Source organism: Rothia sp. P13129 (genome assembly GCF_048512865.1).
GTDB lineage: Bacteria > Actinomycetota > Actinomycetes > Actinomycetales > Micrococcaceae > Rothia.
Genome location: NZ_JBLXYA010000005.1, coordinates 84,559 through 109,705 on the forward strand (window position 1 = coordinate 84,559; position 25,147 = coordinate 109,705).

The 25,147-nt window shown below is 48.1% G+C and carries 19 protein-coding genes; 11 read left to right on the top strand and 8 right to left on the bottom strand.

The window, feature by feature from the left end:
• Window positions 1-13: 13 nt before the first annotated feature.
• The 4 genes from bsh to speB all read right to left on the bottom strand — a co-directional run bounded on the left by bsh (window position 14) and on the right by speB (window position 4,678).
• On the bottom strand, window positions 14-1,021 hold the full coding sequence (bsh, locus tag ACN081_RS05010; protein WP_419107119.1) for a choloylglycine hydrolase: 1,008 nt from the start codon (window positions 1,019-1,021) through the stop codon (window positions 14-16).
• Between the two features lie 59 nt (window positions 1,022-1,080).
• Window positions 1,081-1,815, bottom strand: a complete 735-nt coding sequence (locus ACN081_RS05015) for a glycerophosphodiester phosphodiesterase family protein (RefSeq protein WP_419107120.1) — start codon at window positions 1,813-1,815, stop codon at window positions 1,081-1,083.
• Between the two features lie 512 nt (window positions 1,816-2,327).
• Window positions 2,328-3,584, bottom strand: a complete 1,257-nt coding sequence (locus ACN081_RS05020) for a PLP-dependent aminotransferase family protein (protein WP_419107121.1) — start codon at window positions 3,582-3,584, stop codon at window positions 2,328-2,330.
• A 14-nt stretch (window positions 3,585-3,598) separates the two neighbouring features.
• Complete coding sequence (gene speB / locus ACN081_RS05025; protein WP_419107122.1) at window positions 3,599-4,678, bottom strand: agmatinase; 1,080 nt, start codon at window positions 4,676-4,678, stop codon at window positions 3,599-3,601.
• Between the two features lie 260 nt (window positions 4,679-4,938).
• On the opposite strand from speB, the gene ACN081_RS05030 reads away from it, so the two are divergent.
• Complete coding sequence (locus ACN081_RS05030) at window positions 4,939-6,558, top strand: thiamine pyrophosphate-binding protein (protein WP_419107123.1); 1,620 nt, start codon at window positions 4,939-4,941, stop codon at window positions 6,556-6,558.
• Window positions 6,559-6,802: 244 nt separating this feature from the next.
• The gene (locus ACN081_RS05035) at window positions 6,803-8,230 is read left to right on the top strand and encodes a sodium:solute symporter (protein WP_419107157.1); all 1,428 of its coding nucleotides are present in this window, start codon (window positions 6,803-6,805) and stop codon (window positions 8,228-8,230) included.
• Window positions 8,231-8,340: 110 nt separating this feature from the next.
• Here the strand turns inward: ACN081_RS05035 and ACN081_RS05040 are convergent, their stop codons facing one another.
• A complete protein-coding gene (locus tag ACN081_RS05040; RefSeq protein ID WP_419107158.1) occupies window positions 8,341-9,330 on the bottom strand; it encodes an aldo/keto reductase in 990 nt (329 codons plus the stop codon).
• Between the two features lie 106 nt (window positions 9,331-9,436).
• Here ACN081_RS05040 and ACN081_RS05045 point away from each other — a divergent pair, with 106 nt between their 5' ends.
• The 6 genes from ACN081_RS05045 to ACN081_RS05070 all read left to right on the top strand — a co-directional run bounded on the left by ACN081_RS05045 (window position 9,437) and on the right by ACN081_RS05070 (window position 19,647).
• Complete coding sequence (locus ACN081_RS05045) at window positions 9,437-11,425, top strand: M13 family metallopeptidase (protein ID WP_419107124.1); 1,989 nt, start codon at window positions 9,437-9,439, stop codon at window positions 11,423-11,425.
• A 221-nt stretch (window positions 11,426-11,646) separates the two neighbouring features.
• Window positions 11,647-15,468 (top strand): TIGR03773 family transporter-associated surface protein, encoded by a 3,822-nt coding sequence (locus tag ACN081_RS05050; protein ID WP_419107125.1) that lies wholly within the window; start codon window positions 11,647-11,649, stop codon window positions 15,466-15,468.
• A 19-nt stretch (window positions 15,469-15,487) separates the two neighbouring features.
• Window positions 15,488-17,017, top strand: coding sequence for an anchored repeat ABC transporter, substrate-binding protein (locus tag ACN081_RS05055; protein WP_419107126.1), 1,530 nt, complete (start codon window positions 15,488-15,490; stop codon window positions 17,015-17,017).
• Between the two features lie 33 nt (window positions 17,018-17,050).
• Window positions 17,051-18,058 carry a choice-of-anchor M domain-containing protein gene (locus ACN081_RS05060; protein WP_419107127.1) on the top strand — a complete coding sequence of 336 codons (1,008 nt, stop codon included), beginning with the start codon at window positions 17,051-17,053 and terminating at the stop codon, window positions 18,056-18,058.
• Window positions 18,058-18,804, top strand: coding sequence for a metal ABC transporter ATP-binding protein (locus tag ACN081_RS05065; RefSeq protein ID WP_419107128.1), 747 nt, complete (start codon window positions 18,058-18,060; stop codon window positions 18,802-18,804). Before ACN081_RS05060 ends, ACN081_RS05065 begins: the two co-directional genes overlap by 1 nt.
• Entirely contained in the window at window positions 18,805-19,647 is an 843-nt protein-coding gene (locus ACN081_RS05070) for an anchored repeat-type ABC transporter permease subunit (RefSeq protein WP_419107129.1), read from the top strand. It begins immediately after the preceding gene.
• Between the two features lie 85 nt (window positions 19,648-19,732).
• On the opposite strand, the gene ACN081_RS05075 is transcribed toward ACN081_RS05070, so the two are convergent.
• Window positions 19,733-21,256: an MFS transporter gene (locus ACN081_RS05075; RefSeq protein WP_419107130.1), complete on the bottom strand. Its 1,524-nt coding sequence runs from the start codon at window positions 21,254-21,256 to the stop codon at window positions 19,733-19,735.
• 19 nt (window positions 21,257-21,275) lie between these two features.
• The gene (locus tag ACN081_RS05080; protein ID WP_419107131.1) at window positions 21,276-21,755 is read right to left on the bottom strand and encodes a polyketide cyclase; all 480 of its coding nucleotides are present in this window, start codon (window positions 21,753-21,755) and stop codon (window positions 21,276-21,278) included.
• A gap of 149 nt (window positions 21,756-21,904) precedes the next feature.
• Between ACN081_RS05080 and ACN081_RS05085 the strand changes: the two genes are divergently transcribed.
• The 3 genes from ACN081_RS05085 (at window position 21,905) to ACN081_RS05095 (ending at window position 24,070) form a co-directional block, all read left to right on the top strand.
• Entirely contained in the window at window positions 21,905-22,228 is a 324-nt protein-coding gene (locus tag ACN081_RS05085; RefSeq protein ID WP_419107132.1) for a putative quinol monooxygenase, read from the top strand.
• A gap of 177 nt (window positions 22,229-22,405) precedes the next feature.
• A complete protein-coding gene (locus ACN081_RS05090; protein ID WP_419107133.1) occupies window positions 22,406-23,224 on the top strand; it encodes an NUDIX hydrolase in 819 nt (272 codons plus the stop codon).
• Between the two features lie 24 nt (window positions 23,225-23,248).
• Window positions 23,249-24,070, top strand: a complete 822-nt coding sequence (locus tag ACN081_RS05095; protein ID WP_419107134.1) for a thermonuclease family protein — start codon at window positions 23,249-23,251, stop codon at window positions 24,068-24,070.
• A 97-nt stretch (window positions 24,071-24,167) separates the two neighbouring features.
• On the opposite strand, the gene ACN081_RS05100 is transcribed toward ACN081_RS05095, so the two are convergent.
• Window positions 24,168-24,800, bottom strand: coding sequence for a superoxide dismutase (locus tag ACN081_RS05100; protein WP_419107135.1), 633 nt, complete (start codon window positions 24,798-24,800; stop codon window positions 24,168-24,170).
• Between the last annotated feature and the right edge of the window lie 347 nt (window positions 24,801-25,147).

Below are 25,147 nucleotides of genomic sequence, written 5' to 3' on the forward strand. Positions count from 1 at the left end.
ATCTTCTTAACCGTTAGTGTGCGTAACGTATAGTTTGAGCCCGCACAAGAGGGTATTGAATGAGCTCTGTGCCATCGGTATCGCAGGAAGACATCTCTATAGCATTGATACAGCTATTGTCGTATGTTTTGTAATAGTAGATACCACGGGAAGTGTTACAACACGACGAATACACCGTATATTCGCATTCTCCTTGCTCATTAAAACAAGAACCTTTAACCATGCCGACGTTATCGAGAATGTGGAAGAACTGGCTTACAGCCACTGTTTCTTGCTGGTTTTCTGCTGTTTCTTGCAATATTTTTAGATGATTCAACGTGCTAGATCGCAAGAAAACAGCTTTGACGAGCCGTGATGCTGGTGAGCTGTCGCCAGGTAGTCCAAAACCGCCGAAGCCAACACCCACAGGGTTCAAGGGTTGTTCTGGTGCAACATTATTGGCAGGCCATTCCGGCGTGAGATTAATATAGTTTTTGATGTTCTCAAGATGGTAAGGAAATGGCGGGTTATTAGTCAGGACACCGAAGGGATTATCATAAAATTTTAGCCCTTCAACGGTGGATTCTATAACTATTGATTGTTGTGAGTCGCTGACCATCCAATGCAAGGGTGCTAACGGCATATTTTGCGCAAAAGCAATATGGGTGAGGTTCAGGTTTGGCAGCACAACTTTTAGCTCATCTACGCTTGCGTATCTGCTAAGAACCCAAGGAATTAGCTCGTAAGGTGAAACATTAGTTTTCTCGTGGTGAGGCTCAAAATAATGTGCATTATCCGGAAAATTTAGTCCAGCAATGCTGAGACCTTTTTCGTTGCTTGCTTCAGCGTATAGAGGGTAGTTGTTCACAACGGTGGCCATACCAATCATGCAGTAATGCGATGAGGAGGAAGAACCGTCGGTGAAGTTGAAAGTGTAGTTTCGTGGAGTTATGACGACTTCTTCGCCAAATCCGCAATTTAGGTCTAGGTTCCTCCCGTAATAGGTCTCTCCATTGACGGAAAAGGTGAGGGCCGTACACATGGCTATTGTCTCCTGAAGATTTTAAGACGTTATGTGAGAGATGTTAGTGGTGCATATGTTTATGACGAGAAATCGCTCATGAGGTGTGCGTAATCGGTAAAGAGTCCGGTTACTCCCCAGTTCACTAATTCGTTAGCGCGAGAGCGGGAGTTTACGGTCCATACGTTGATATCGTATCCTGCGTCTCTCATCTGTTGGGTGAGTTTTTCTGTCATGACGCTATCTTCTGGGTGGATGGCGTCTACCTCTAGCATTTGGACTACCGATAGCCAGTCTGGTTGTAGCATTTGTTCGGTAAAGAGCGCCGCTGTTTTATGTCGGGGGGAACGACGCGAGAATTCATTGAGAAGCACGTGGTTGAAAGAGCTGACGAGGACTTCTCGTTCGGGGTTGAGTCGTTCAAGTTCTGCGATGACGGCGTCAACTAGCTGGTAGCTTCTTTCTGCGCCTTGTTCATTGGATTTAATTTCGATGTTGGCGTTAAGGCCTTCGGTGTTCATGAGATCAATGAGTTCGGCGAGGGTGGGTATTTTTTCTCCACGGTATTTCTCGTTGAACCATGAGCCTGCGTCAATGTTTTTGAGGTCTTCTTGGGTGATGTCGTAGAGGATTTTGGTGCTGTTGGTGGTGCGTGCTAGTGAGGTGTCGTGCATGAGTACGGGTGTTCCGTCGGCGAGGATGTCGACGTCTGTTTCGAACCATGTCACGTTGTGTTCACAGCATGCTTTGATAGCGCTGAGGGTGTTTTCGGGTGCAATTCCAGAGAGTCCACGGTGGGCAAAAATACGAGCCATAGTGACAGAGTACATAGTTTTTGCCGGAAAAGAGAAGTTTTTATGAGCATCTATTTTTAGTGTTTAACGTTTTATGCCCTCCTTCGTGGCGTGAAGGAGGGCATTGCTCGTCTTTGCATGCGTGTGTGGTTTTATATAAACGTCTTAGGTCGCGTTGTTTCACCGGTTGTGTTGTCAACTTGAGCAGAGGTGAAATATTCGCTCTGAATGTTGTTCCCTAGGACGTGAGCTTGACGCTTCTTAGACCATCCGCGCAGATGGGCTGCAAAGGTTGATGATTCATTGAAACGGCTTAGGGTTGCCGTTAGGGATATACAAAGAATCCAACTATCTTAAGGTAGTTGAATCTGAGATATTATCCTACGGTCTTTTTGTACGTAGTTTAGGTGACAGTGTGAGGTTCTCTTGTTCTGAGGTGCAGATTTTTTGGGAAGGTTTTTAAAAAAATAGTGCGCTCCACCGCAACATGACCTTATCTTTGGTATTGCTGAGGTAGAGCGCACTATCGAGGTTTATCGGTTGAGCACTTCTGCTAAGCGTCGTACCCCTTCTTCTAGTACTGCAGGTTCTACTGAGGAGAATGCGATACGTAGTTGGTTTGCTCCAGGGTTTTTTCCGTCTACGGTTTCGTAGAAGGCGGCTCCGGGGACAAAGACAACGCCGTTATCTATTGCGGGGGCTAGGGCTTCTGTTGCATCTTTCCATGGGCTGTTCTCAGGCAATGTAAGCCAAGTGAAAAATCCTCCGCTTGGGGTGCTCCAGCGGGTTCCTTCAGGCATATATTTTTCGCAGGCGTTCAGGACTGCTTCGCATCGTTGTTGGTAAAGTGATGCGGTTTTTCGAGTGTGTTCTTCCCAGAGTCCGTCGCTCATGAAGCTCAAGACGAGACGTTGTGAGAGCACGGAGGGGCAGATAGTGACTGCTTCTGCTGCAATCTGTAAGAATTTACGGATGCGTTCTGGGGCGACCATCCAGCCGACGCGCACACCGGGAGAGAAGACTTTAGAGAAGCTTCCGAGATAGAGCACGTTCTCTGGGTCATATGAGTAGAGGCAAGGACGTCGTGTTCCATCAAAGGAAAGCTGCCCATAGGGGTTGTCTTCGACGATGAGGATGTCGAGTTCTCTACATACACGGGTGAGTTCTTGACGTCGTTCTTCGGAGAGGGAGACTCCTGTGGGGTTTTGAAAGTTAGGGATGGTGTAGAGGAATTTGATGTCTTTTCCCTCGGCGCGGATGGTTTGCACCATTTCTTTCACGTTGTGGGGGTCAAGCCCGTTCTCGTCTACATCAATTTGGCGAACATCGGCTTGGTATCCTTCAAAGACGCCGAGCGCTCCGGTATAGGTGGGTCCTTCTGCAAGGATGACGTCTTGTGGGTTGACGAAGAGTTTTGTTACAAGGTCTAACCCCATTTGGGAGCCTGCGGTGATTTGGATGTCTGAGACTTTTGGGCTTGCCCCTTCTGTTTTCATGAGGGTGCAGATGAGTTCTGCGAGGGGTTCGAGACCAGCACCGGAACCGTATTGTAGGACTTCTAAACCTTCTTCGATGATGATGCGAGAGGCTCTTTCACCGAGTTCTTCGAGGGGTAGGAGGTTCAGGTCGGGGTTTCCTCCAGCGAGGGATATCATGCCGGGGCGCATTGCGACTTCGAAGACGTCGCGCACTGCTGATGGGCGGAATCCTCCGGCACGTTCGGCAAAGTGTTGCATGAGTCGTGCTTCTTCGGTGTTTGCGCCGTCGAGTAGTTCGTGAATTTTTACCATGGGGGTGGGTTTTCCTATTCTTTGTCGCCGTAGCTGATGGGGGCTTCGCCGTAGGCTGGTTTTCCGGTTCCGGCGTTGGCGCCTAGTGCGTGGAGGCTAATAAATTCGTAGACGACGTGGGCTGCTGCTATTCCGGTCAGTTCGGCATGGTCGTAGGCGGGGGATACTTCGACAAGTTCTGAGCCGACGATGTTCAGTCCGCGTAGTCCACGCAGTATTTCGAGTAATTCTCGGCTGGTGATACCTCCGGCTTCGGGTGTTCCGGTGCCGGGTGCGTGTGCGGGGTCTAGTACGTCGATGTCGATGGAGATGTAGAGTGGTCGGTTTCCAATGCGTTTTCTGAGGAGTTCAACGACTTTTTGCACTCCAAGGTAGTAGACGTCTGCGGAGGAGACGATACCGAATCCGAAGCGTCGGTCGTCGTCGAGGTCTTCTGTTCCGTAGAGTGGTCCGCGGGTTCCGACGTGGCAGAGGGCGTCAGTGTCGAGGAGTTCTTCTTCAAATGCTCGACGGAAGGGTGTTCCGTGAGTGTATTCTGCTCCGAAGTAGGTGTCCCAGGTGTCGAGGTGGGCGTCAAAGTGTAGTAGCGCAATTTTTCCGTGTTGGCGGTGCATGTTACGTAAGTTTGCGAGTGCTATGGTGTGGTCTCCGCCGATGGTGATGAGTTTTGCCCCGTCTTTGGTGAGTTCTTGTGCGCCGGCTTCCATTTGTGCCAGTGCTTCTTCGATGTTGAAGGGGTTTCCGATGATGTCGCCGGCGTCGGCTACTTGTGCTTCTTTAAACGGTGAGATGTTGGCGGCGGGGTTGAAGGGGCGTAGGAGTCGGGAGCATTCGCGGACGTGGTTTGAGCCGAATCGTGCGCCGGGGCGGTAGGAGACGCCTGAGTCCCAGGGCATTCCGGCGATAATGATATCTGCGTTGGGTGTTTCGTCGAGGCGTGGTAGGCGGGCGAAGGTGCCGAGCCCTGCCCAGCGTGGTACTTGTGCGGCGTTGATGGGCCCGATGCGTTCTACTCCGTCTGCGCCTGTTGCGATGACGCGTTCTGCTTGTGCAGAGAAGGAGGGTTGTGCGGGGATGTTGGTTTGGTCTGTCATGTTTTCTCCTGGCGGTGTCTGTGGTGTTGTGTGGTGCGGTTCTGTCTTTCCCACTATGCAATAAATTGATGGAGTTGTGAACTACCCCATAGGTTTTTATTCATTGGTGAATATTTATTGGTGAGCTGGATAACTTTTCATAAGGCTAAATACCTCATAAACAATCAGCGTACTTATACACTTGCTTCAATACACTGTATCGATATTCCACAAAAACTATCTACTTCAAAGACCCAACCACCGTCACCAAGGAGCTGTTTGTGACCACAACAACCCCGCGCCACAACGCAGGCTACGCCATTCTAGCCACTCTCAAAAATTACGGTATTGACACCGTCTTTGGCATCCCCGGAACGCACAACCTTGAGTTCTACCGACACTTAGAAGAACTCAACATCACACCTATTACCACCCGACACGAACAAGGTGCAGCCTACGGCGCTGACGGCTGGTCACAAATCAAAGGATTACCAGGGGTTGTCATTACCACCTCCGGGCCAGGATTACTCAACTCTCTTTCTGGCGCAGCTACCGCCTACGCAGAATCACGCCCTATGATTATCCTCTCCCCCGGCAGACCTGTCGGCCAAGAATACCGTGATATTGGGGCACTACACGAAACAAAAAATCCCACCGGAGCAGTAGACTCCATCGTGCAATTTAGCCGTCGAGTCAGCTCTGCCGAAGAAGCTGTGGACATTATCCATAACGCATTTCGTTCTTTTGCACATGAACGCCCCCGCCCCATTCACATTGAGGTTCCCCTCAATATCCTCGAACAAGACGTTGACCTCCCTGACGCACTACTCCAAGCGCGCCCACTGGGAAGCCCACAACCAGCACCCGTAGAAGATATTGAGAAAGCTGCCGATATTCTTGCGAACTCTTCACGCCCACTCATCGTAGCCGGTGGCGGATCCCTACCAGCAGCAACATCAATATTGGCGTTAGCTGAAGCTCTTGAAGCACCAGTTATCACATCAGTCAACGGCAAAGGCGCGATTCCAGAAAAACACCGCCTATCCTTAGGCGCAGACCTCCGTCTATCAGCGGCACACGCTTTCTGTCGTGAATCCGATGCCATGCTCATCATTGGCTCTAAAATTGGTGAAGCAGAATTATGGGATGGAGATATCCACCCACAAGGGCCTGTGATTCGCGTTGATATTGAGCGTTCTCAAATGCTGTGCAATATCGCACCTGATATTGAATTACCAGGTAATTCTGCAGCAGTAGTTCCCCAATTATTAGAAGCTCTCAAAGAGCGTGGAGTGACCCAAGGCACCCGAGAACAACGAGATTTACAAGAAGTTTTTGACGCTCTTGATAATGAGGGGCGTGCTATCGCACCAGAGCTTGCAGAACTCAACGAACGCATTATGGAAGTTCTTCCTGAAGACACCATTATTGCCGGCGATTCTTCTCAGGTCACTTATATGGGCACCACAACGTTCTACCGTGCACCACAACCTCACTCTTTGCTCTATATGGCAACGTACGCCACGTTAGGTTACGGCTTACCTGCAGCAATTGGAGCTAAAGTTGCAGCCCCTGAACGTCCTGTCGTCTGCTTACTCGGTGACGGCGCGCTCATGTTTGCAATACAGGAACTCATGACGGCAGTCGAGCAGCACCTCGATATTGCAATTATCTGCGTAGACAATGGCGGGTATGGAGAAATTCGTCAGAATGAGCGTGATCGTGGCATTTCAGATGTTGCGGTTAACTTGGTTCAGCCAGATTGGGTTAAGTTAGCTGAAGCATTTGGTGCTACCGCGTTTTCTGCAACTGTTGATTCTTTGGCAGACACAGTAACAGAAGCTCTCAAGACATCTGGTCCCTCATTAGTTCACTTGAAGATTAGTGAGACGTTGCGCTAATTTTTGGGTACGCGCAAGGCGCTGGATACAGGAGGGAAATCCCCGCGAGGGTTTCCCTCCTGTTGTTTTTTATGGGAATGGTTTTTATGGGTGACGAGCGCACCATTTTGAGCGGTGAGTCATTTTTGAGGGAACACAGAAACACACCTGGTTGAATCGTTATACAGATTAGTGCATACTTTATATACATTGCACGTTACTCAGACCACATTTAGTGTCTGCGACCTATGGAAATGAACTTCTTATGAACATCCTCATTATCGTCCTCTATCTCATAGCACTCGTAGCGTTCGGCTACCTCGGCAAAAAACGAGCACATAATGCAGAAGACTTCCGTGTAGCAGGACGCAGACTCGGCCCTGTTCTCTACACCGGCACCATGAGTGCACTCCTTCTCGGTGGAGCATCCACCGTTGGCGGTGTAGGACTCGGCTATACCTACGGAATCTCAGGAATGTGGCTAGTGACAGCTATCGGCGTCGGAATGCTACTGTTGAGCCTTATCTTCGCACCTGTCATTACCCGCGTTAAGCTATATACCGTCTCACAGGTACTCACCTTGCGGTATGGCGTGCGCACCACCCAAATATCATCTATCGTGATGCTCGCGTACACCGTCATGCTCACGGTCACTTCTACCGCCGCATACGCATCCATCTTCCGCGTGCTCTTTGATGTAGACCGCACATGGGCTATTCTTCTCGGCGCTATCATCGTCATCGGGTATTCCATGCTTGGTGGCATGTGGTCCATTACCCTCACCGACATGATGCAATTTATCCTCATGACCGTCGGTGTATTTTTCCTCCTCCTCCCTTTCTCTTTACATCATGCAGGAGGCTGGGACGGCCTACATCAGCGCCTTGATGCAGAGTTCTTTGCCGTTGGCAGTATCGGCACCGAATCTATCATCACCTATTTCGTCATTTACACATTCGGACTTCTCGTTGGACAAGACATCTGGCAACGCGTCTTTACTGCTCGCTCCCCAGAAGTATCCCGTTGGGGCGGTACCGCAGCAAGTATTTACGTCATTATCTATTCTGTAGCTGGCGCAATCATTGGTATGTGTGCACGCGTCATTGAACCTCATATTGAACACCGTGACGACGTCTTTGCCACCCTCGCCCAAAACTACCTACCAATTGGTATCGGTGGCGTTGTTCTAGCTGCTGGTGTAGCTGCCATGATGTCCACAGCTTCTGGTTCACTTATCGCCTCAGCAACTGTTGCCCGCGTAGATGTTGTACCGTTCCTGTTAGGAAAAGATTCTTTGCAGAACTCCGATGAATCATCTGATAGTGCTCTTGTCGCAGACCGCTGGTATGTTCTTGGATTTGGTGTAATTACCACTGTTATCGCACTCTTCCTCACCGACGCTATTACAGGGTTGACGATTGCCTATGACATTCTTGTCGGCGGTCTTTTGGTTGCGATTCTTGGTGGGTTGCTTTGGAAGCGTGGAACCGGAACGGCAGCAGCATTATCCATGGCAGTCGGCTCTATCGGCGTTATTCTTGGCATGGTGATATACGGTGTGATGGCTAATGAACCGATTTATATCGGTCTGGTTGCTTCTTTCATCGTTTATATCGTTGCTTCACTTCTCACAAAGCCCACTGATCCTCAAGTGGCGCAGAGATGGCAAGAGCGTATCCGTCAAGGTGCGTAGCTATCACTAGAGCATCTCTATGGTGGGTGTGTTCAATACGTTGAACGTATTGAACACACCCACCATTGTTATATCGTGCACATATCTACACAATGTGCAGGTTTTACCCCTTAGAATAGGGCAATTTTCGGTGGGGCAGGGAAAATATGATTTAGTTCCTCAATATCAGATTGGTTTAGTGCCACTTGGGTTGATTGGACATTCATGTGTATTTGTTCTGGTGTCGTTGCTCCAGCAATCACAGAGCTGACGGTATCTTGAGCTAGAAGCCAGCTTAGAGCAATTTGTGCTTCTGGCAGTTCTCGTTCACGGGCGAAAGTGAAGAACTGTTCAAGTTGTTCCCACGGCGCTTGTCGTAGATATTCTTTCCGTGAGTGAGAAAGACGTGAGCCTTCTGGCGCTTGCTGATGTTGACGGTATTTTCCTGTGAGTAGACCGTTTGCAAGTGGGAAGTATGGCAGTACCCCAAGTTGTAGTTCTCGCGCTGCAGGGATAACTTCCAGTTCTGCTCGACGGTCAATGAGGTTGTAATGATTTTCTGCTGCGATGAAGCGTTCACATCCTAGTTCTCGAGCAACATATTCGGCTTGAGCTATTTGCCAGCCAGCCTGATTAGAGTGAGCGATGTAGCGTACTTTTCCTTGTGCGATAAGGGTGTCTAATGCACGAAGCGTCTCGTCAATTGGGGTGATGCCATCGGGGGTGTGGTAGATGTATACGTCAAGGTGCTCTACGCCGAGTCGTGTCAAGGAATGTTCTACTGCTCGCATAATATACGCGCGAGAACCGCGGGCGCCGTAATCTGCACCAGCAGCGCCATTCATATTCATCCCAAATTTAGAGACGATTACCATGTTTTCTCGTTCTTGAGTCCCAAGGTATTTGAGTGCTTGCCCGAAGCGTGTTTCAGCTGCCCCCGGAGTTTTTCCATAAATATCAGCAATATCAAAGAGGTTGATTCCTGCTTCTCGTGCTGAACGGAGGACGGTATTAGTACCTTCTTGAGTTTCTGTGGGTGTTCCTGCACGTCCGAGGTTGTTGCATCCTAGTCCGATGGCGGAGACAGTGAGCCCAGATTGTCCTAATTGACGGTATTCCATGGTGTTTTGCATAGTTCTAGGGTACGCATATTCATGTTTGCTGCGGTAGCAGTTCTGCAATGTTTTAAGTGCAATTACACGTGACTCTCCTCTAGACTTAGGTTGTATGAGTACTAAAATTTCAGGAATTAATACCGAATATTTTGACCAGTCGGTAGCCCCTTCAGAAGATTTTTTCCGCCACGTTAACGGACGTTGGATTGACAACCATGTTATTCCTGCAGACCGCTCTAAAGATGGCGGTATGTATACTCTGCGAGATAAGGCGGAAGAAAACGTCCGTGAGATTATCGAGCAGGCAGCTCAGCAGGAGCCAGAGAGTCGTATCGGCATCCTCTATCAGGCATTCATGGATACTGAGACCATTAACAAAGACGGCATTTCTCCTATTCTGAGTGAAATTGATCCGATTCTTTCAGCGTCAACTCGAGAAGAACTCTTTGATGTTAATGCTCGTGCTTCGCGTGTGGGGGTTGGCTCTTTTATTGGTTGGTACACTTCTATCGATGTTCAGAATCCTGAAAAATACGTTGCGTATCTAATGCAGTCTGGTCTAGGGCTTCCGGATGAGAGCTACTATCGCGAAGAGAAGTATGAGCAGATTCGTCGCCAATATCAGGAGCATATTCGTCAAATTTTTTCTCTTAGCGCCCTCGATGAGCGTGTTGGCGTTGAGGCTGCGGATATTGCTGAGCGCATTATGTCCTTGGAGACTAAAATTGCGTCTCATCATTGGGATAAAGTCACGTTACGTGATGCTCATAAACGTTATAACCCGTATGAGGCTTCTGCGCTAGAGGGTGAGTTCCCTGGTTTTGCCTTTTCGCGTTGGTTTGAGCTTCTTGGTTCTTCGGCTGAGCAATTTGGAACGGTGGTTGTGGGGCAGCCTTCGTATCTTCGCGAGGTGGCTCAGCTGTGGCAAAGTGTTGATCTTCAGTCATGGAAGCTGTACTCACTATGGCAGGTGCTTCTGGCTCGCGTTTCATATCTTAATGACGAGTTAGTTCAGGCTCATTTTGAATTCTTTGGTCGGACTCTGTCGGGTACGGAGGAGTTACGTCCTCGATGGAAGCGCGGAGTGTCTGCGGTTGAAAGCTATTTAGGTGAGGAGTTGGGGCAGAAGTATGTTGCTCAGCATTTCCCACCGGCGCATAAAGAGAAAATGCTCGTTTTGGTGCAGAATCTTATTAAGGCGTATCACCAGTCCATTAGTGAATTACCGTGGATGACAGAGCAGACTCGTAATCGTGCGCTTGAGAAGTTGAGTCAGTTTGTCACTAAGATTGGTTATCCCGATAGCTGGCGTGATTATTCTTCTCTGCAGCTTGTGCCTGGTCAATTGTGTGAGAGCATCCGTCGTGCTTATGCTTTTGAGACGCAATTCCATCTTGACCGTATCGGGCAACCGGTGAATAAGGATGAGTGGTTAATGACCCCTCAGACGGTTAATGCGTATTACATGCCTCCGGCAAATGAGATTGTATTTCCTGCGGCGATTCTGCAAGCACCTTATTTTGATCCTGAGGCTGATGACGCCGCTAATTATGGTGGTATTGGTGCTGTTATTGGCCACGAGATTGGCCATGGTTTTGATGACCAAGGGTCTAAGTATGATGGCACTGGTGCGTTAAATAATTGGTGGACTGATGAAGACCGTGAAGAGTTTGGGCGTCGAACACAGTCTCTTGTTGATCAGTATTCTCAGTACACTCCTCGCGGACTGGATGCTAGTGAATACCGTGTTAACGGTGAGCTGACTCTGGGTGAGAATATTGGTGATTTAGGCGGTTTATCTATTGCGTTGAAGGCGTATCGTATTGCGCTTCAAGAAGCTGGTGTTAACGATATTAGTCAGGCACCTGTTATTGATGGTTTTACGGCTTTACAGCGTGTGTTTATTGCGTGGGGGCAGGGCTGGCGTACGAAGACTCGCCCTCAGCAGGCGCAGATGTTGCTTTCAACGGATCCACACTCTCCGGATGAGTTCCGTGTTAATGGTGTTGTAAAGAATATTGATGATTTTTATGATGCTTTTGATGTTCCAGAAGGTAGCCCGATGTATCTTTCTGCGGAGGATAGAGTTCGCATCTGGTAGATAACTTAAATGGAATATATACTAGCCATATAGTGATATTTTTCTTTTAGATAAGAGTCGTATGGGTGTTTTCAAGGTTTCGTTTTGAAAACACCCACACGACTCTTTATTGTGAGGTGCTGTTTTTGTGGAACGACATGAAAAGAAAATTTTTTAGCCATATACTGATAACGATTCTCATTATTAAGTTATGATGCTGAATGCATATCACTAGAAAGGCAATGATGTTTACACCCACATCTGGTGCATCAAAGCACCCTATTACCCGTTGCACGCTAGCAGCAGGTTTAGCATTTAGCTCTCTCTTCGCCGCTCTACCAGCAGCACAGGCTGGACCTGATGATGGCAAAATTGTTGCCACTCAAGCACATATCGACACCCCCAAGAGTTTCTGGGATGAAGATCAAAACACCTTCGCCATCTATGCTGAAGCACCTTCACAAGACGGCACTGGCCCAGCAAACTATGACCCAAACGATGCTGTTATTTGGGTTGGTAAAGGCTGGGGCTCAGACTTTAGACAGGCCAATCAGTACGCTTTCGTAGTGCCAGATTCTGAAGCAGCACGCTTTTTAGGTAATCCTGGCGATGTTCTCTATGCAGCACCTCAGCTTCCAAACTTCAACCATGATCCTGCGTGGGTTGGCTTTGGTGCAGATTCTGATATTCCTGTTGAAAAGTTCCGCGATGCAACGTTCTACCTTGATTTACTCCACGTAGACGGCCCCGGAGAGGTTCAGCTTTTTGGGTACAGCGGAAGCAACTCCCCCACCTCTTTCCGCCGTCTTCTTAGCTCAACAGACAACGGTTATCAATCTTCCCTCTTGCGTCAAGGAAGCCACACTCACAATTACACGAGTTTCACCACTCCTGGACGTTATAAATTCACCTATCGCACTGTTGCTCGTGCAACAGATGGAACGATTATTCAGTCCAAGCCAACAACCGTTACATGGCAGGTAGGCGGTCAACGCCCGCTCTCTGGTAGCGGAGCAGCTCAAGCGAACGAGAATGACACTCAAAACCGCTACGATACCGCACCTTCTGGTGATGTAACAACGGCTCAGTACGAGCTCTCCTATGCTCCTAAGGAAAAAGTTGAACGTGATGGAGATGATTTACTCACAACTCTTACGTTCCGTGCCGATAGCAAGGTCAACGGAAAACTTACCTTGTTCAATAACGGTTATTTCCTGACTGATTTAGATGTTGTCGATGGACAGTCCCAATGGGATGAGCTCTTTGGCACATCAGCTACAAACATTCAGGCAGTATTCACTCCAAACGAAGGTTCTGAGGGTGTTCGTTGGATTTCACAACCGCTGTCTTACACTCAAGGCGGCTCTGGTAGTGTCACTAGCGCCGAGGGTGAGAGCTCTTGGCCTGAAAAAGTGTCAGATCCCGATAATCTGACCCTTAAAACCGAGAATTATTCTATGACTTCCGGTAAATATTCTGTTGAGGTTCTTCCTTCAGATATTGAAGGATACGGGAAAGTCAAAGTTAAATTTGATGACCCTAATTTCCGAGGAGTCTTAGGCGGAGGTTTCTACTTTAAAGCTGATTCTCCGTACCCAGATACAGCTTTTGATGCGCCTTTTGTTAATGGTGAAGCAACGGCTTACTATAGCGATGATGGTTCTTGGATTAACAACGATCATTTGATTGTTAAGATTTTCCCTCATCCAGATATTGATGCTTATGCATCGTCTCTTGTACTAAGCGATAAGTATAAGAGTGGTACTTCTTATGCTGCTGATTCAGAAATTAAGCTGAATTCCGTAGCTTCTCCTGCTCCGGCTGAGCCTGTTGATCCTGCTCCGGCTGAGCCTGTGACTCCTGCTCCGGCTGAGCCTGTTGATCCTGCTCCGGCTGAGCCTGTTGATCCTGCTCCGGCTGAGCCTGTTGATCCTGCTCCGGCTGAGCCTGTTGATCCTGCTCCGGCTGAGCCTGTGACTCCTGCTCCGGCTGAGCCTGTGACTCCTGCTCCGGCTGAGCCTACTAAAGACCAATGTGTGGCAACACCATTTATTGGTAAAAAAATCCTAAGTGATGGACACGTCGACATTAAAGGCACGCTCAACCTTTCAGAAAAAAGCCTCGGCTTAGCTCTCAAGGATGAAACTGGCCAAATCGATTCAAAGGCTGTCGATAGAAACCTCAATGATATTGTCTTTACTGTTGGTGACCATGCCCGTCATACCCGCACAGCGCTCATGGGCGGAGAAGAACTTGATAGCTTCGTCGGTAAAGAGGGATCAATTTTCTACGCTTTGCCACAGACTCAAATTCAAGGAACCATCTGGCCAGGGTACAACACTCAAGAAATTGATTATTCAAAGATTGACGGCAGCGTTAAATTGCACATTGAACCGACGATGATGCCTCAAGACGCTACTTTTGGTATGTACCTTAGCGATGCTTTCGGTCAGAATCGAGTTCTTTTGGACTCAACAAAGAACCTCGATACTATCGATATTTCCTATGCAACGCATACCCATACGAACTGGATTTTCTCTACGGCAGGTAACTATGCATTTACGACGTATTACACTGCCACTCTCAAGGATGGAACTGAAGTAAGCAGCGAAAAGCAGCAGCTTTCTTTTGCTGTTGGAGAAGAAGCTATTACTTCTTGCATGACTGCAGCTGAAGTCGAGGATAAGGCTCCTGAGGCTCCTGAGGCTCCTGAAGCTCCTGAAGCTCCTGAAGCTCCTGAAGCTCCTGAAGCTCCTGAAGCTCCTGAAGCTCCTGAAGCTCCTGAAGCTCCTGAAGTAGAGGATAAAGCTCCCGAAGCAACGATGCCACCATCCTCAGAAGAAGACACCCCAGCTCCAGAAGTCACAGACCCTGTCGTTGAGGTTGTTGTCCCTGTACAGGCTGAGCACGGTGACCATCATGAGCACGGTGACCATCATGGGCATCATGAGCATGGGCACACCCACGGTGTAGCTCCAGCACCGACTGCCCAAACACCATCATCTGCTCAACACGCTAAAGCAACAGCACCAGCACAGAAGAAGTGTTACCCCAAAGAGCAAGTGATTGCCCACGCATCTCACAATGATCACGCACATCACGCTACTAACGCTTCATTTGTACCGGCTATCAAGCGAGCTGTTCAGACGAGCACCGTCGTCAATACTTCAGCTGACCAAGTTCACGAAGGACACTTTGATTTCGGCGCGCTACTTAGCGGAGGAAAACTCTCAGCCTCTGTCAAGGACGATCGCGTTAGCCCATCTCGATGGGTTGCACCTACCTCATTGCAATTCGTCTTGGGTAACGCCGCACAGAAAAAACTCCCTGCTGGTATGAGTGACATCGCTCCAGCCGGTAGCGATGTGTACTTGATTGGCGCAACCCAAGAAGCTGGAGTTCCATGGCTAGGTTGGAACACTCAAGATCCAGAACTTGTCAAGAACGCTCAAGGTCCTGTCACCATGAAGCTCAACAGCCTCAAAGGTCCAGGAAAAATGGCAGTGTTCCTCTCCGGAAACTTCGGTTCTGCTGGGCAGAAGGTCTTTGACTCCAACACATTAGGATCATTTGACGTTCCAGTAAACACCCACCAACACGGCAACTGGGTATTTACTGAACCCGGCAACTACACCGCAAACATCTCCTTCACCGCAACGTTGAAAAATGGACAGAAAGTCACAACTTCTGCCGACCTCAACTTCCAAGTAGGAGACGTTCAAGAGGGTAAGAGCCAAGCAGAAGAAAAAGCTTCTGCCCCTAAGGCACAGACTCCTCAAAAAACTCCACAACAAAAATCACAAGAAACCCAACGAGGCACTGTTGATACCGCAACAGGTATCGTCACACGTCCTGATGGGGCGAAAGTTCGCATCGTTGGAAAAACCGCTGACGGAGAAGATTGCGCACTACCTCAGCAAGAACTTGCACAAGCACAGAAAGAATCTGCAGCCGGCAAACTTGCATACACAGGTTCGCAAACCGGAACATATCTCGGTTTCGCAGCTTTGCTTCTCGTAGCTGGCGCGGGCGCGTTGACTATCGCTCGTCGCAAGAATGCGTAAATCGCGCATAGCGCGCATATTGGCGTACATCCCGGTCTTTGCTCTTGCACTGACCGGGTGTACGCCCCCTGCAGCCACCACCAGCAACCAAGCATTGCAGGTGGTGGCTTCCACGCCTATCCTGGCAGATTTAGCACAAACTGTTGGAGGCTCACGCGCGCACGTTACCTCACTCGTTCCCCCCGGTGCTAACCCCCACTCATATGAGCCTTCTTTACGCGATATTCGAGATATTGCCTACGCTCATGTCGCGTTAACTAACGGTCTTTTATTAGAACAAAATAAGCTCATTCGGACTATTGATGCGAACCTCCCCGAAGCAGTAAAAGCCGTTCCCGTTGCAGAAAATATCTCTCAATACGGTGGGCAACTCCAACGTATTGTCGAAGACGCATCTTTAGATTCCCTCTGGCTCGGTGTACGTATTGAAGGTGGACATGCTGGTGAGCCAGTTCATCTGAACACAACAAAGATGGTAGGCCCCGGACAATCCGCAAGTTTTATTACAGAAACTTTCGGTGCTGTTGACACTGTTTCAGATTCTCATTCTTCCCAAGCAACTCGCACAGATTTAAATGGGCAAGAAGTCTCGACTGGTGTTTTAGGATCAGTAGAATTGCCGGCACAAGCTCATACCCACCTTTCGTGGAGTTTTGCAAAACCTGGTCTCTATGAGATAACGGTCCAAGCAGCAGACCATCAAGGAAAAACCACACAAGAACAAGTTGTTCGTTTTGCTGTTGGTGTTGATTCTGCCCAGCTTGCTCAAAAACTTGGTTCAGAGGTGAAAGTTCTCGATGCGGGACACGCAGATATTACTGCAAATATTGATACCGGCAAGATTTCTCTACGTACCGATTCACACGAAAATATCGAGTACTTAGACCCCGACAAGACCCTTATAGAAGTTCCGACCCGCACCTTGCAAGAAATACCTTCAGGTAGTCACTACCGTTTTTTGCATAACGATACGGGACAGGTGTATCTCTTAGCTCAAGCTGTTCTTGGAAAACATGTTCATGGGGATACTGACCCTCATTTTTGGCATTCCATTCCCAACGTTCAAGCTGCTGTCTCTGTTATTCGTGATGTCATGAGCGCAGCAGACCCTCAAGGTGCTACCGAGTACGCACGCAATGCTTCTGAATACGTTAAAGAACTTTCAAAAGGGCACCAAAAGTTACACGAAATATATGGGGCCCTCAACGAGTCTGAACGAAATATCATCACCACTCATGACGGTTACCGGTATCTAGCCGATACATATCAGCTCAAAGTGGTAGGTTTTGTGACTCCTGCCGCCGGCTCAGAACCAAGTGCGCAACAGCGAGCGCGTTTGCGTCGAACCATTGAAGATCTCAATGTTCCAGCACTTTATTTAGAGCGTGGAATACTTCAGCGGACAAGTGTTCTTGCAGAAGTTGCCGCAGATACAGGCACAAAAGTATGTGAGCTTTATGCGGACACTCTCGATACTCAAGCACCACATTATTTGGACATGATGTTGGCGAATGCGCACACCATACGCACCTGTTCTTCAGGAAAATAATTCACAGATAGGTATTTAAGAGAAGAAAGTTCTATGAAAAAGTTTCCTCGTTTAACCGCAGCCGTATGTACCCTATTGTTTTTAGGCAGTGGAACTTCTATTGCTCCTGCTATGGCAGATGAGACTGGTACAGAACACCACGATGCTAATGTTTCGGTACAAGAAAGGGCGTTAGAGCAGACGCTTAGCGCTGACTCTCCCATTGGCACAGAGAAGACAGTCATTCCACAAGGGCATGTTGATATGGGCCCAAAGTTTGTTGATGGTCAATGGCGTTTGATGCTTCATGACGATCACGGTCAGTCTCCTGTGTGGCGGCATCTTTCTGATGTCGTCCTTCAGGGCAATGATGACGCTAAGCTTCCAGTACCAGATGACCCGCGCTATGCTTTTGTGCAGGCTTCTGCTGGTGAAGATGTCTATGTTATTCCTCAGACCGAACGTTCTGGTGTTGTGTGGCCTGGATGGAACAGTCAAGACCCAGAGGTAGTTTCACGTCTTGGTGAGGGCATGACGCTCACCCTAGAGAAGGTTGAAGGCCCAGGCCAGATGAGCCTCTACCTCGAAAACGGTAATTTCAGTGCTCCTCAGGTGCTCTGGAATTCTGCAGATACTCAAGCTCAAGATATTTGGGTTGATTCTAATAGCCATGTTCATGCGAACTGGGTGTTTACGAAACCCGGCGCATATTTTGTGACGGTTAAGGCTCATGCAACTCTTGCTGATGGCACCAAAGTTTCAGATACTGCACGCTTACAATTTGCTGTTGGTAGCGCGTTAAACCCGCAAGAAGTTTTTGCTCAAGCTGAGTCAAAACCGGAAGATTCTTCAGATTCAGATAGTGTGCAGTCGGCTCCTTCATCAGATACATCCACAGATTCTACGCAGAATACTTCAGCTCAAGATGCTCAGGACGCTGGTTCTTCCCTTCTTCCTATAGCGCTGTTTGTGGGCGTTGGGGCAGTTCTTATCGTTGCCCTGTACTTTTTCTCTCGTAAGAGTAAGCGTGCCCAGCAAGAAGCGCAGGAGCGTCTTCGTTGATGTATTCTTCTAGTCATTCTATTCACGGTTCTGATATGGGAACTGCGTTGGTATCAGCTGAAGGTGTTCGGGTTCGTTATGGTAATCGTGAGATTATCTCAGGTCTGGATATGACGGTTTCAGCTGGAGAGTTTATTGCCTTAGTCGGTGCAAATGGTGCCGGAAAAACCACGTTGTTAAGAACTCTTATGGGGTTGATTTCTCCTAGTTCAGGCAGTGTATCTATTCTGGGGCAGTCGCCGGCAGCTGCACGCGAAAAAATCGGTTATGTTCCTCAAAAACATTATTTTGAATGGTCTTTTCCGATTACTGTCAAAGACGCCGTGTTAACGGGTAGGACTCGGGCTATTGGTTGGTTTCGCCGCCCGTCAACGGATGATTGGGTGAGTGTTTTCCGTGCTATTGAGCGTTCTGGAATTACTCATTTACAAGATCGGGTTGTTGGTGAGCTTTCTGGTGGGCAACGCCAAAGGGTGTTACTTGCCCGAGCTTTAGCGTCAGATCCTTCTCTATTGCTCCTTGATGAGCCTTTCACTGGTGTTGATGCTCCGACACAGGATTCTCTCAATGAGTTGTATACGTCGTTGACAGAAGAGGGACTGGGCATTGTGATGTCTACTCACGATATGCTCTCGGCACTAACGCATTGTTCTCGTATTTGTGGTGTTCGGGGGGATCTCGCCTTAGATGTTCCTGCACATCAGATAAGTGTTGAAGAACTTCATCGTTGGCTCAGGGAGGCATAGTTGATTACCCCTCTAGATTTTATTCAGGATCTTTTTAACCCCCATCTGAGTTTTCTGCTTCGTGCTCTTGGTGCAGTTGTTATTGCGTCAGTTGTCACGGGAATTATTGGAAACCATGTGGTTTTGCGTGGAATGGTCTTTATTGGTGATGCTGTTGCTCACTCAGTTTTCCCTGGTTTGGCTGTTGCCTTTGTCATTGGTTCTAATTTGATGCTTGGCGGTATGGTTGCCGGTATCGTTACTGCTATTTTGGTGGCTATTTTTAGTCAGAATCAAAAGTTACGTGAAGATTCGGTGATCGGTATTTTCTTTGCTGGCTCTTTTGCCCTTGGTATTGTCATCATTTCTTTGCAACCGGGGTATTCGGGATCGGTGCAAGATTTTCTCTTCGGTTCTATTGTTGGTATCTCTACACAAGATGTTGTGACGGCTGCACTGATTGGCGCTCTTGTTCTTCTCGTCTTAACTGTTTTTCATCGTCCGATTGTTACGGTGAGCCTTGATAAAGAGTCTGCCCGAGCACTCGGCATTCCGGTCTTACTCATGGATATTATTTTGTATGTTTTAGTCACTATTTCGGTGGTTATTTCTCTACAAACGGTGGGTAACGTACTGGTTCTTTCGTTAATTGTTGTGCCAGCTTCTGCTGCTCGCATGTTGTGTTCTACGTTGCGAGGAATGATGTTCTTCTCCCCTATCTTTGGTGCAACATGTTCAACAGTTGGTTTATATCTTTCGTGGGCTTTTGATTTACCGGTGGGTGGAACTATTGTCTTGACGATGATTGCTGGCTTCTTAGTGTCGTGGGTATTCTCATCGTTGAAAACGCAACGTGCAGCCTAGGCGTAGCCCCCCCCAAAAAAACAAAAGAGTGTTTTCTTGAATCGGAAGGGTTCAAGAAAACACTCTTTTGTTTACTCATACGTTTTTATGCTTGACGTAAGAGACGGTAGACGATTATTGAGGCGAGGGCCATCAGTATTGCGGAGATAACCGCTGTCCACACCACACCAGAGTCGAAGGCATGTTGTGCGGAGGTGAGCAGTTCGGTTCCGTGGTGTTCTAGGTGTTGTGCCACGGACACAGCGCCACCTAAGGTCTCTTGGGCATGATGTGCGTCGTCGGCGTTGAGACCTTGCGGTAGTTGAATCTGTGACCGGTATACCGCTGTGATGATTCCGCCAAGAACTGTTGTTCCAAGGAGTGCGCCTAATTCGTATGATGCTTCTGAAATAGCTGAAGCAGCCCCAGATTTTTCGGATGGGACGCTGGAGAGCATAAGATCATTTGCAATAGTTTCTCCTGCGCCAGAGGCAGAGCCAAGCATGAGGAATGCAATCATCAGCCCTAAGTTTGTGGCAGCGTTATCAGAGATTGCTACTACACCATAGGCGACGGCTCCAAGCATTAAAGAGCCAGCGACAACTGTGCCGGGGCTAATTTTGGGGACGATTTTTACGACAGCTAACCCTGCAAGGACGGTAACCGTCAGCCCCGGTAGAAGAAAAATTCCGGCATCCATGGGTGACATTCCTCGGACCAGCTGAAGGTGTTGTGAAACGAAGAAAATGAACCCAGCCAAGGAGAAGATGGCGAGGAGATTACCTAAGATAGCGCCGGTAAAGGTGGGGTTGGTGAAAAGTCGCACATCGAGCATGGGGATAGGTTGTTTAAGCTGTCTACGGATGAAGAGTGCACCGCAGATGAGTCCTGCTGTTGCTGTGAGAAGGTTCAGAGGTGTCAGCCCTGATTCTGCAACTGCTTTAATGGCATAGACGATGGGCGTCATCGTTGATATTGCAAGGAAGATGGAGAGGATATCAACGGCTCCGGGGTTGGGGTCTTGAGATTCGGGAAGTACCCATGGTGCAAGGGCAAGAAAGGGTAAAAGAACCACGAGGCCCATCAGAAAAATAGAACCCCATTGGAAATGTTCAAGGAGGAATCCTCCGACGATAGGTCCTAGTGCGGCCCCTCCAGAGAACATTGCTGCCCAGATAGCTATTGCTGTTCTTCGTTCGGTGTCATGGGTGAAAATATTACGAATCAGCGAGAGTGTTGATGGCATGAGCATCGCGCCGAAGAATCCAATACTTGCTCGCCCGATGATAAGCCACGTAGCGTTCGGTGAGAAAGCGGCTAAGGCTGAAGCGAGCGCAAACCCTGTTGATCCGATGAGTAATAGTTTTTTACGTCCGATTCTGTCTCCGAAACTTCCCATGGGTACGAGTAGTCCTGCGAGAACGAGAGAGTAGACGTCGATGATCCATAGCTGTTGTACGCCGGTCGGTTGTAATGCTTGGGAAATGGATGGCATCGCAAAGGCGAGTACGGTGTTGTCTACGGATACGAGCAGTACCGGTAGCATGAGCACGGCTAGCGCTGACCAGCGACGACGTGCGCTTATGGTTGGTTGGGTTTTAGAGATGATGGTGTTAGGGGCAGTTTTCACGAGTTATCTAAAGATTCTCCTATTTGAAGGTTCGATGCAGTTTTGCAAGGGATAGCGCAATATTTTTCCGGTTCCTGCTGTACATGCCTAATACTTTATATATTGGGTGAAGAGAGTATCTCCCCCATCGTGCTTCTCGGGCGTCGAAAGTTTCTCGTACGGTAACAGACCCATTGTGGTGGTCTATGAGTTCCCATCCCCATTCGTGCCCTGCGGGGTGACGCCATGTCATGAATTGATTTTTCTGTGCACGGGTCACCGTCAGTGTCATACGGTAAGGGAGCAATAAAAACATTTTCTCTGTAAAACGGTCTCCTGTTTTAAGTTCTGGAGTTTGTTGAGAGAGTAGTTTCTGAACGCTTCCGCCACCGTCAAGCTCACAATGTTTTGCGGGGTTTGCGATAAAAGCATAGAGCTTGTGGATATCTGCGTTCAGTGTTGTTTCTGCGCAGATAACCGCAGGGTCAGTTTTTAAGAATTGCACCACAGGTTGAGTCATATGCTGTACTCTATCCTAGGTTTTTATCTTCATGGGAAATATTTCTTACCGCGCACTTGGGGCTGTTGTGCTGACGTGTCAAAATAAGAGTATCTACTTTTACAGTGGTTTCTACTCTAAATAGTTTAAATCCTCGAGAGGTACTTCCCATGATTTTTATTGTCGTTAAGTTCCCCGTCAAACCAGAAGAAGCCGACAGCTTCATTGAAAAACTCACTCCGTTCACTGAGGCCACTCGTGCAGAACCGGGTAATAAGTGGTTCCAGTGGTCTCGTAGTGTAGAAGATCCTTGTGAGTTTGTCCTTGTTGAAGCTTTTGAAGAAGATGCTGCTGAAGCTCATGTTAATTCTGATCATTTCCGTGAAGCGATGAAGACTTTGCAACCGCTTCTTACTCGTACTCCTCAGATTATTTCTCGTGTTATTGAGGGTCATGATTGGGATGAAATGGGAGAGCTTAAAGTCGAAGGCTAAGAAGCTTTAACATAAGTTTTTACGGGAAGACTCAGAGAATATGTTTTATGTTTTCTCACCTCTAAGAGTAATAGCATTTTCTCTGAGTCTTCTTGGCTCTAGTGCGGATAATTTTCACTAGAATAAGTGTGGATAGTGTAAACCCGTCTATGAAAACCAACTATGGGAGATTCCTTAATGACTGTGAACCCACAGGAAACAGAAAACAATGCTGCAGAGGGAGTGAATTGCCCTTCTACTCAGCTTGCGGTGTCTACTGTTATTCTTGCCTTGCGTGCGAAGGAGGGGGAATCACAGCATTCTCTATGGCTCCCATTAGTACGTCGTTTGCGTGAACCTTATAAGGGACAGTGGGCGCTACCTGGCGGCCCGTTACCTTATGATATGTCTTTGGAGCAGGCAGCTGGTTCCACGTTGAAACGAGCAACGGGGCTTGTTCCTGGCTATCTTGAGCAGCTCTATGCTTTTGGTGATGTTCATCGAACACCAGATTATCGTGTGCACCGTGATGGTGGTTCTCTACCTGTCCCGACAACGGACACCCAAGATACTCCACGCACTGTCTCTGTTGTGTATTGGGCGTCTATTCCTGCGACGGAAGTGAGCCATACCCGAATCCACGAGAATATCCGTTGGTTCCCTGCTGATGAGTTACCGTTGTTGGCTTTTGACCATAACGAGATTATTGAGTATGCGTTGTATCGTTTGCAGAATAAGGTGGAGTATTCTCGTATTGCTCACTCTTTCTTGGGCGAGGAATTCACTTTAGCTCAATTGCGTGAGGTGTACGAAGCGATTTTGGGGCGTCCTTTGGATCCGGCGAATTTCCGTCGTCAAATTGCTGCATCTAAATCTATTATTGATACGGGTAAACGAGTTGAGGGAACTCGTCATCGTCCTCCGCGTTTGTATCGTTATGATCATTCCAAAGCTTTTGCTGATCAAGGGCCGTTGGGTATGTATCGTGCTGCAGAGCATGCAGCAAATAACCTTTAACCTTTTTAACCTCTAAGGAATTTTATGAAAATCACTCGCACTTTTGTTCTCTCAGGGGTAGCTCTCTTGGCGCTTTCAGGTTGTTCTTCTGCTACCCCTCAGCCTGAGCCGTCACCGTCTTCTAGCAAGATTTCTTATGCGGATGGGTTGCACGCTAAAGTTCTTTCTGTTGAAACAGCAAATACTATTACTGTTGATGTTGATGGACGAACTAAGGAAGTTCGTTTGTTGAATGTTGTTGCGCCAACCGAACATAATAATGAGTTTTCGGGGTCATGCTTAGTTCCTGAGTCCACAGAATTTTTAAAGCAGAAACTTCCTGAGGGCACTGAAGTAACCTTGGACTTTGATGATTCACGGGTGGGTTCTTCGGGATATCTTGAAGCTGCCGTCTATGTTGGTGATGATTTGATTAATGCTGACGTTGTCCGTGAGGGATTTGCGACAACAACGTTCCTTTCTCAGAGGGATGAGCATTATGCCCCTGTTTCTGAGGCTCAGCAAGAAGCTGCTCGTGAGGGTCGCGGCATTTATTCTAAAGATGTTGAGTGTTCTCTTCCTCATGCTATCCAGCTCCATCTCGATCGAGTTCATCGGGCAGATGATTCTCAGAATGAGGAAGAACGTGTCGGCCTATATAAGTCCGCATCAAACTTTTATAACACATTGATGTCTGAAGCGAAATCTCCGGACACCTGGGTTGGTTCTATTGTGACTCTTGATGCAGTTAAGGACCAGCTCAAAGAGCTTAAGAATGCTCTCGGCAAGAACTATTATGATGTTCAGGGTAAGAGTGAACGTGAAAAGCAGTCTGAGGCGAATGAGCCGATTCGTCCTGGTAGCTAGTTTTAGCTGTTTTTATAACCTTTAAATGCTGGTGGGGGGAGACAACACATGTGTTGTCTCCCCCACCAGCATTTAAAGACTGTGTCCTTATGCGCTTTTATGCGCTAGGGATGATGAGTCCTTTAGTTTGGGATACTGCACGGGAGAATCGTTCTTGGACGTCTGCCCAGTTAACGATGTTCCAGAATGCGTTGACGTATTCACCTTTGACGTTTTGGTAGTCGAGGTAGAAAGCGTGCTCCCACATATCTAGTTGTAGTAGTGGGATAAGACCGACAGAGATGTTGCCTTGTTGGTCATAGAGCTGTTCGATGACGAGACGTTCACCAACGGTGTCCCATGCGAGAATAGCCCAACCTGAACCTTGGATGGTGGTGGCTACGTTGGTGAAGTGGTTACGGAATCCGTCAAAGGATCCGAAGAATTCATCGATTGCAGCAGCAAGTTCGCCGGTGGGTTTGTCGCCACCTTCTGGGGAGAGGTTCTGCCAGAAGATGGAGTGGTTGGTGTGTCCGCCGAGGTTGAAGGCGAGGTCTTTGGAGAGTTTTGAGACAGTACCAAAGGAATTGTTCTCGCGTGCTTCGTGAAGCTGCTCTAGTGCTGCGTTTGCGCCAGCGACATAAGCTGCATGGTGCTTGTCGTGGTGTAGTTCCATAATGCGTGCGGAAATATGTGGCTCAAGTGCCGCGTAGTCATAGGGTAGGTCCGGAAGAACATACTTCTCTGCCATCAGGAGAGTTCCTTTCACAAGTTGTGTTGTTTTGTATCGTGATTTTTTGGTTTCATGTACAGTTTACGCATTGAAAGTAGGGTTGTCTTCCAAGGGGAACTACAGTTCGACTTGCAGTTGAGGTTTTTGAGTACTTTCAAGCTCTTATATTTGTTCTATTGAGAATACATTTATTCACGTCAGAGACACTTTAAGTGGGTTTTAGGGGAGCTTTAGAGATTCACTCCCCCAGATTGTTTTCTCAAGAAAATATTGTGGATAATGTGAACAAAGTTTTCCACAACTCGTGGATAAATATGTGGAATGTTCGAATATCAGCGATTATATTGGCTTATTTTGAATAAAAA

Bases quoted from the DNA above. Each gene is read 5' to 3' on its own strand.
- ACN081_RS05020 (WP_419107121.1), bottom strand. From the start codon at position 3,584: ATGGTAAAAATTCACGAACTACTCGACGGCGCAAACACCGAAGAAGCA.
- ACN081_RS05035 (WP_419107157.1), top strand. From the start codon at position 6,803: ATGAACATCCTCATTATCGTCCTCTATCTCATAGCACTCGTAGCGTTC.
- ACN081_RS05045 (WP_419107124.1), top strand. From the start codon at position 9,437: ATGAGTACTAAAATTTCAGGAATTAATACCGAATATTTTGACCAGTCG.
- ACN081_RS05080 (WP_419107131.1), bottom strand. From the start codon at position 21,755: ATGACTCAACCTGTGGTGCAATTCTTAAAAACTGACCCTGCGGTTATC.
- ACN081_RS05085 (WP_419107132.1), top strand. From the start codon at position 21,905: ATGATTTTTATTGTCGTTAAGTTCCCCGTCAAACCAGAAGAAGCCGAC.
- ACN081_RS05065 (WP_419107128.1), top strand. From the start codon at position 18,058: ATGTATTCTTCTAGTCATTCTATTCACGGTTCTGATATGGGAACTGCG.
- ACN081_RS05040 (WP_419107158.1), bottom strand. From the start codon at position 9,330: ATGGAATACCGTCAATTAGGACAATCTGGGCTCACTGTCTCCGCCATC.
- ACN081_RS05090 (WP_419107133.1), top strand. From the start codon at position 22,406: ATGACTGTGAACCCACAGGAAACAGAAAACAATGCTGCAGAGGGAGTG.
- ACN081_RS05060 (WP_419107127.1), top strand. From the start codon at position 17,051: ATGAAAAAGTTTCCTCGTTTAACCGCAGCCGTATGTACCCTATTGTTT.
- bsh (WP_419107119.1), bottom strand. From the start codon at position 1,021: ATGTGTACGGCCCTCACCTTTTCCGTCAATGGAGAGACCTATTACGGG.
- ACN081_RS05100 (WP_419107135.1), bottom strand. From the start codon at position 24,800: ATGGCAGAGAAGTATGTTCTTCCGGACCTACCCTATGACTACGCGGCA.
- ACN081_RS05095 (WP_419107134.1), top strand. From the start codon at position 23,249: ATGAAAATCACTCGCACTTTTGTTCTCTCAGGGGTAGCTCTCTTGGCG.
- ACN081_RS05050 (WP_419107125.1), top strand. From the start codon at position 11,647: ATGATGTTTACACCCACATCTGGTGCATCAAAGCACCCTATTACCCGT.
- speB (WP_419107122.1), bottom strand. From the start codon at position 4,678: ATGACAGACCAAACCAACATCCCCGCACAACCCTCCTTCTCTGCACAA.
- ACN081_RS05015 (WP_419107120.1), bottom strand. From the start codon at position 1,815: ATGGCTCGTATTTTTGCCCACCGTGGACTCTCTGGAATTGCACCCGAA.